This window comes from Cellulomonas sp. HZM (assembly GCF_000708885.1).
In the GTDB taxonomy this organism is placed as follows: domain Bacteria; phylum Actinomycetota; class Actinomycetes; order Actinomycetales; family Cellulomonadaceae; genus Cellulomonas.
Genome location: NZ_JEOE01000004.1, coordinates 178010 through 184028, shown reverse-complemented (window position 1 = coordinate 184028; position 6019 = coordinate 178010). Strand labels below are relative to the sequence as shown.

Here is a 6019-nt window from a genome sequence, read left to right as displayed (position 1 = left end):
ACCCTGCACGGTGCCGAGCGCGGCGTAGTGGTCGAGCCCCCAGCGACCGTCGACCCGCAGCGAGCGCACCACGAGGTTGACCATCGGTGTGGCGGCACCTGCGCGAGCCCGAGCTCGTGCGGCGCTGGTTCCGGTGGGAGGACGCCGAGCTCGACGAGCGCATCAGGGACGACGTCGTCGACGCGCCCGACGAGCACGAGCGGACCGGCGACGGCACGACGACGCGCACGCTGACGTGGCCCCGGAGCGTGCTCGTCGTCGAGGCCCGCGCGACCACGGGCTCCGCGGCGGGTGTCCCGGCGACCGAAGCCGCGGCGACCGGTGCCGCGACGGCAGGCCGCCGGGCGCCCGGTGGTGGACGGACACGGCTCTCGGTGACCCGGCCCAGCCGGGAGGGCTCGCACGCGGCGTACGACGGCGTGCGCGACGAGCTCGACGAGCTGTGGATCGCGTCGGCGCAGCAGCTGCGGTTCGCGCTCGGCGTCCAGCCCGGCGAGGAGCGGCGCACGCTCGCCGTGATCGGCCTCGACGCCGGCACCTCGCGTGACCGGCTGCTCGCCCGCGCGGGGCTGCACGGCGTGCGCGGCGTCCCGGTCGGGGGGAACGTGCAGGCTCGTCGGCCGGACGGGACGTTGCTCGGCGGCACCGTCTGGTTCAAGACCGACCAGCAGCTGGGGCTGCACCTGCACGGCATCACCGCGGCGCTCCTGGTGCTGCAGGAGACGCCCGTCGCGAGCGACCCGCCCAACGGTGCGGTCAACGCGGTGCTCAACGCGTACGGGGTCGACGATGCGACGTTCGCCGACGTGGGTGCGCGCTGGAGCGCGTGGTGGTCGATGGCGGCGCGCGGCGAGCGCGTGATCTAGCGGTCGCCCGCGTCGGTTGTCCTCACGCGCTCGTTCACAGGTCGAGCTGCCACTCGCCGGCCCCGCCCTCGGGTGCGAAACCGAGCCGCACGTTGATCGCGAGCATGTACGAGTTCTCCTCGGCGTTCCACGTCCCGACGCGGCGCACGGCCGGCAGGTCGCGCTCGAGGCGCTGCAGGTTCGCGGCCTTGACCAGCATCCCGAGTCGGTGGCCGCGGTGCTCGGCGACGACGAGCGTGTCGTGCTGGTGCACGTACGCGTCGGTGTGCGGCACGGTGAGGAACGCCGAGTAGGCGACGAGTGTGCGCGACGGCACGTGCTCCGCCGCGACCGCGAGGTACCCGAGGCGGCGCTCGGCGAACTCGTGCTCCTGGTCGCGCACGCGCGCCGCGTCCCACGTCTCCTCGCGGTAGTCGAGGCCGCCCGTGGGGGCGTCGGTGCTCATGCGGGACTGGAGGTACGCGAACGAGTCGACCCACTCGTCGGGGCAGTGCGCGTCCCACAGCACGAGCCGGTAGTCGTCGCCCGCGACAGCCTGGGCGTCGGCGAGGTGCCCGTCGAGCGTCCCGGCGGGCAGCGGGAGGTGCAGCACGGAGCGACGCTCGACCTGCTCGAGCCGCCAGCCGCGCGCGAGCAGGAAGCGTGCACCGGGGTCGTCCGCGGGCACCCGGCCCGACCCCGTGGGGGCGACGAGCGCGTCCTGGTCGGGAGCGGCCTCGGTGCGGAAGTCGGTCGACGCGGTGACGCGCGTGCGGCCGGAGTCTCGTGCGATCGCGAGGAGCGAGTGGTAGAGCGCTGACCCGATGCCGCGGCGTCGGTCGTCGGGCAGCACCCCGAGCTCGACGTACCCGGTGTGCGTGTTGTCGCGCTGCGGCAGGTTCAGCGCGCCGTACCCGACGGGTCGGCCGTCCTCGAGGGCGACGAGCCGCACCTTGCGCTCGTAGGCCTGCGCGCGCAGCGACCCGAGCACCTCGAGGGCGTCGCGGCAGAAGTCGACCTCGCCCCAGGTGTCGAGCGTGACGGCGTTGGCGACGTCGACGTACGCGAGCAGCGTCGCCGAGTTGTCGGGCTGTCCCGACGCGGGGACCGTGACCTCCTGGAGCTCCCACATGTCCCTCAGCGTCCGCCGCGTCGAGCGCCGCGTCCACCGGAATACGCGTAGAGTTCGGTAGACCGAAACTTCAGACGCGGAGGACCGGATGACGACGACGGCCACGCGGCCGACGAGCCGCGCCACGCGACTGCCGTGGCTGCTCGGACCCGCGTTCGTCGCCGCCGTGGCGTACGTCGACCCCGGCAACGTCGCCGCGAACCTCACCGCGGGGGCCCGCTACGGGTACCTGCTGCTGTGGGTGCTGGTCGTCGCGAACGCGATGGCCGTGCTGGTGCAGTACCAGTCGGCGAAGCTGGGGCTCGTCACCGGGCGGTCGCTGCCCGACGTGCTCGGCGACCGCCTCGGCCGGCGCGGGAGGCTCGCGTTCTGGGTCCAGGCGGAGCTGGTCGCGGCCGCGACCGACATCGCGGAGGTCGTCGGAGGGGCCATCGCGCTGCAGCTGCTGTTCGGGGTGCCGCTGTGGCTCGGCGGGATCATCGTCGGCGTGGTCTCCCTCGCGGTCCTCGCGACGCAGGACCGGTACGGGCAGCGACGGTTCGAGACGGTCGTCGTCGGCCTCCTGGCCGTCGTGACGATCGGCTTCCTCGCGGGGCTCGTCGTGAGCCCGCCCGACGCGCGCGGCGTGCTGTCCGGCCTGGTCCCGCGGTTCGACGGATCGGACTCGGTGCTGCTCGCGGCGAGCATGCTCGGTGCGACCGTCATGCCCCATGCGATCTACGTGCACTCCGCCCTCGCGCGTGACCGGCACGGTCACGCGCCCGCGGGGCCCGCGCGCGACCGGCTGCTGCGTGCCACCAGGTGGGACGTGGGCACCGCGCTCGTCGTCGCCGGGATCGTCAACATCGGGCTGCTGCTGCTCGCCGCGTCCGGGCTGCGCGGGCTGCCGGGCACCGACACGATCGAAGGGGCGCACGCCGCGATCGTCGCGGCGCTGGGCACCGGCATCGGCGTCGCGTTCGCGGTCGGGCTGCTCGCGTCCGGGCTCGCGTCGACGTCCGTCGGGGCGTACGCGGGCGCGACGATCATGCAGGGCCTCCTGCACCGCCGCGTGCCGATCCTGGTGCGCCGGGTCGTCACGCTCGTGCCCGCGGTGGTGCTGCTCGCCGTCGGTGCCGACCCCACGTGGACGCTCGTCGTCAGCCAGGTGGTGCTGAGCTTCGGCATCCCGTTCGCCGTGGTCCCGCTCGTACGGTTCACGCGCTCGCGGGACGTCATGGGTGACGCCCGCAACGGCGGACGGCTGCACGCGGTGCTCGTGACGGTCGTCGTGCTCGTCGTCGCGCTCAACGTGGCTCTGCTGGGTCTCCTGCTGCGGGGGTGACGTCGGCGTCGTCGAGGCGCATGGTCAGCACGACGACGTCGTCGTGGCGCTCGACCGGAGGGGCGAGCCCGTCGAGGACGCGGCGCGCGCTCAGCCGCCCCGCTCTCGCGAGCTCGGCCTGCGCGCGGTCGAGCGCGCCCGGCAGGTCGCCCGTGCGCCGCTCGACGAGGCCGTCCGTGTAGAGCACGAGCGTGTCGCCCGGGCGCAGGTTGACGCTGCTGTCGGTGCGTGCGCGCTCGGGCACGAAGCCGAGCGGGAGGTCCGGGCGTGCGTCGAGCCGCTCGACCTCGCCCGACGCGCGGCGCACGAACGGCGGCGGGTGGCCCGCGTTCGACCACGTGAGCCGGCGCCGCCCGTGCGGGGTCGGCGGCTCGAGCCGGGCGAGGATCGCGGTGGCCGTCGCCTGCAGACCGGTGCCGACGTTCGCGCGGTCCAGCAGCTCCAGCACGCGCGACGGTGGCTTGTCGTGCTCCCACAGCAGGCTGCGCAGCATCGGGCGCAGCTGGCCCATGAGCGTCGCGGCCTGCAGGTCGTGGCCCGTGACGTCACCGACGACGACCGCGAACCCGCCGTCGCTCAGCTCGAGCGCGTCGTACCAGTCGCCACCGACCTGCTCGGTGACCTCGGCCGGCGCGTACGCGGCCTCGAGCGTCACGCCGGCAGGCTCCGGCAGGCGCGAGAGCATGGCCTCCTGCAGCGTGCGCGCGACGTCCGTGCGGCTCTCGAGGAGCTGCGCGCGCTCGAACGCCGTCGACGCGTCGCTCGCGAGGGTCACCACCAGGTCGCCCAGCACGCCCGTGAGCGTCCGCGGCCCGTCCCACCGCAGGACGATCGCGCCGAGCAGCGCGGTCGACGTGGTCAGCGGCAGGAACGCCGCGGCGCCAGGTCCGCCCACTCCGGCGACGAGCGGGAAGGCGGCACCCATCTGCGCCGCGTCGTCGAACAGCAGGGGCCGGCGGCCGAGCATCGCGGAGATCGCCGGCGACGCGCGGTTGGTGACGGGTTCGCGCTGCCACAGCGTCGGCGGACCGCCGGGGACGTCGGCGTGCCGCACCCACTCGAGCATGTCCCCGCGGACCACGCCGATCGCGGCCCTGCTCGCGCCCGTGAGCTCGATCGCCGCGCGCTCGACGGCGTCGAGCACGTCGTGCGGGGTGCGCGTGCGCGTGAACGCCTCCGACAGGTCGAGCAGCACCCGCGCGTGCTCCTCGCGCCGGTCCGCGAGGGCGACCGCCTCGCGCTGCCGGATCTCCGAGCCGCACGCGAGCGCCAGGTCCTGCAGCACCTCGAGCTCGTCGTGGGTCCACTCGCGCGGGTGGTCGTCGATCGCGCACAGGCTGCCCACGGCCACGCCTTCCCGGTCGTGCAGCGGGAAGCCGGCGTAGGCGATCACGCCCAGGTCGGGGATCGCCAGGTTGTCGCGCACCAGGTCGACCGTGCGGGCGTCGGAGACGACGAGCGGACGGTCGCGCGCCACGACGTGCTGGCAGAAGGAGTGCGACAGCGGCGTGCCGCGCCGCGACTGGTACGGCTCGGGCAGCCCCAGGGCGCCCGGGAAGCGCTGGCCGTCGGGGCCGACGAACGTGACGAGCGCGACGGGGACGTGCAGGTACGCCTGCACGAGGCGCGCGAACCGCTCGTAGGCGGGGTCCGCGTCGGTGGTGGGTCCGAGCAGGTCGGCACCGGTGCGGGCGGTCTCCCGCACGTCGTCGTCCGGCGGCCCGGCGCTGGTTCTCACGGACGGCATTGTGCGTCAGGACGCAGCGTCACGGACACCCCCGGGGCGAGCGTCGACGTCGGCGATGTCGTCCGCGCGCTCGTCGGCCGCGGCGACGCACACCGTGAGGGCCGAGCGCCGCACGCTCACCTCGAGCGTCGTCGAGTCGTCGATCACGTCGCCGTCGAGCTGACGCGGCTCGGGTGCGCCCGCGCGCACCAGCACGTGCGAGCCGCGGAACGTCTCGCGGTGGGGCGCGTGCCGGCGGCGCAGCGCGATCGCGACGACGAGCTTGAGCCAGTGCCCGATGTTGCGCGGCGCGACGACCGCGACGTCGAGCTCGCCCGAGTCGGGCCTCGCGTCGGGCAGGAGGTCCACGCCCCCCTGGAGCCGGCCGACGTTGCCGACGACGACCGTGCGCGCATGCCGGCGCAGGGTCTCGCCGCCGTCGACGGTGATCTCGACGTGCATCTCGCGGTCGACCAGGTGCCGCAGCGCGGAGAACACGTACGCGACCGGGCCCATGACGTTCTTCACGCGTGCCGGGGCGTCGTCCATGATCTTCGCGTCGAAGCCGATGCCGGCCATGATCGCGAACGCCTGCCCGTCCACCTCGCCGACGTCGATGCGTCGGCGCTCGCCCGCGGTCACGGCGCGGACGCCCCCGTCGACGTCGGTCGGGATGCCCAGGTTCTTGGCCAGCAGGTTGCCCGTGCCGCCCGGGAGCACGGCGAGCGCCGCGTCGGTCCCGACGAGGCCTTCGATCACGGCCCGCACGGTCCCGTCTCCGCCGCACACCATGACGACTTCCGCGCCGTCGCGCGCTGCCTGACGCGCCTGGCCCGTCCCGGGGTCCTCCGCGGTGGTCTCGAGCCACGCGGGGGCGGGCCAGCCCGCGTCGGCGAGCGCGCTGGTGATCTGCTCGCGCAGCTCGTCGGTGCCCGTGACGCGGTGGGCGTTGACGACGACGGCGGTGCGCTGGGGTGTTCGGGCCACGCCGA

Annotated in this window: 5 protein-coding genes; 2 read left to right on the top strand and 3 right to left on the bottom strand. The window is 74.7% G+C overall.

All coding sequences use genetic code 11. From position 1 onward, the window contains the following. Positions 1-86 precede the first annotated feature (86 nt). Positions 87-866, top strand: a complete 780-nt coding sequence (locus tag AW16_RS0104580) for a hypothetical protein (protein ID WP_051681644.1) — start codon at positions 87-89, stop codon at positions 864-866. Positions 867-900: 34 nt separating this feature from the next. On the opposite strand, the gene AW16_RS0104575 is transcribed toward AW16_RS0104580, so the two are convergent. Then, entirely contained in the window at positions 901-1977 is a 1077-nt protein-coding gene (locus AW16_RS0104575; RefSeq protein WP_029288288.1) for a GNAT family N-acetyltransferase, read from the bottom strand. An 88-nt stretch (positions 1978-2065) separates the two neighbouring features. On the opposite strand from AW16_RS0104575, the gene AW16_RS0104570 reads away from it, so the two are divergent. Then, positions 2066-3301 (top strand): Nramp family divalent metal transporter, encoded by a 1236-nt coding sequence (locus tag AW16_RS0104570; RefSeq protein ID WP_029288290.1) that lies wholly within the window; start codon positions 2066-2068, stop codon positions 3299-3301. On the opposite strand, the gene AW16_RS0104565 is transcribed toward AW16_RS0104570, so the two are convergent. Both AW16_RS0104565 and AW16_RS0104560 read right to left on the bottom strand, forming a co-directional pair. Beyond that, a complete protein-coding gene (locus tag AW16_RS0104565; RefSeq protein ID WP_197021549.1) occupies positions 3264-5039 on the bottom strand; it encodes a GAF domain-containing SpoIIE family protein phosphatase in 1776 nt (591 codons plus the stop codon). The two genes, AW16_RS0104570 and AW16_RS0104565, sit on opposite strands and share 38 nt — an antisense overlap. Before the next feature lie 15 nt (positions 5040-5054). After that, positions 5055-6014 (bottom strand): diacylglycerol kinase family protein, encoded by a 960-nt coding sequence (locus AW16_RS0104560; RefSeq protein WP_029288294.1) that lies wholly within the window; start codon positions 6012-6014, stop codon positions 5055-5057. Between the last annotated feature and the right edge of the window lie 5 nt (positions 6015-6019).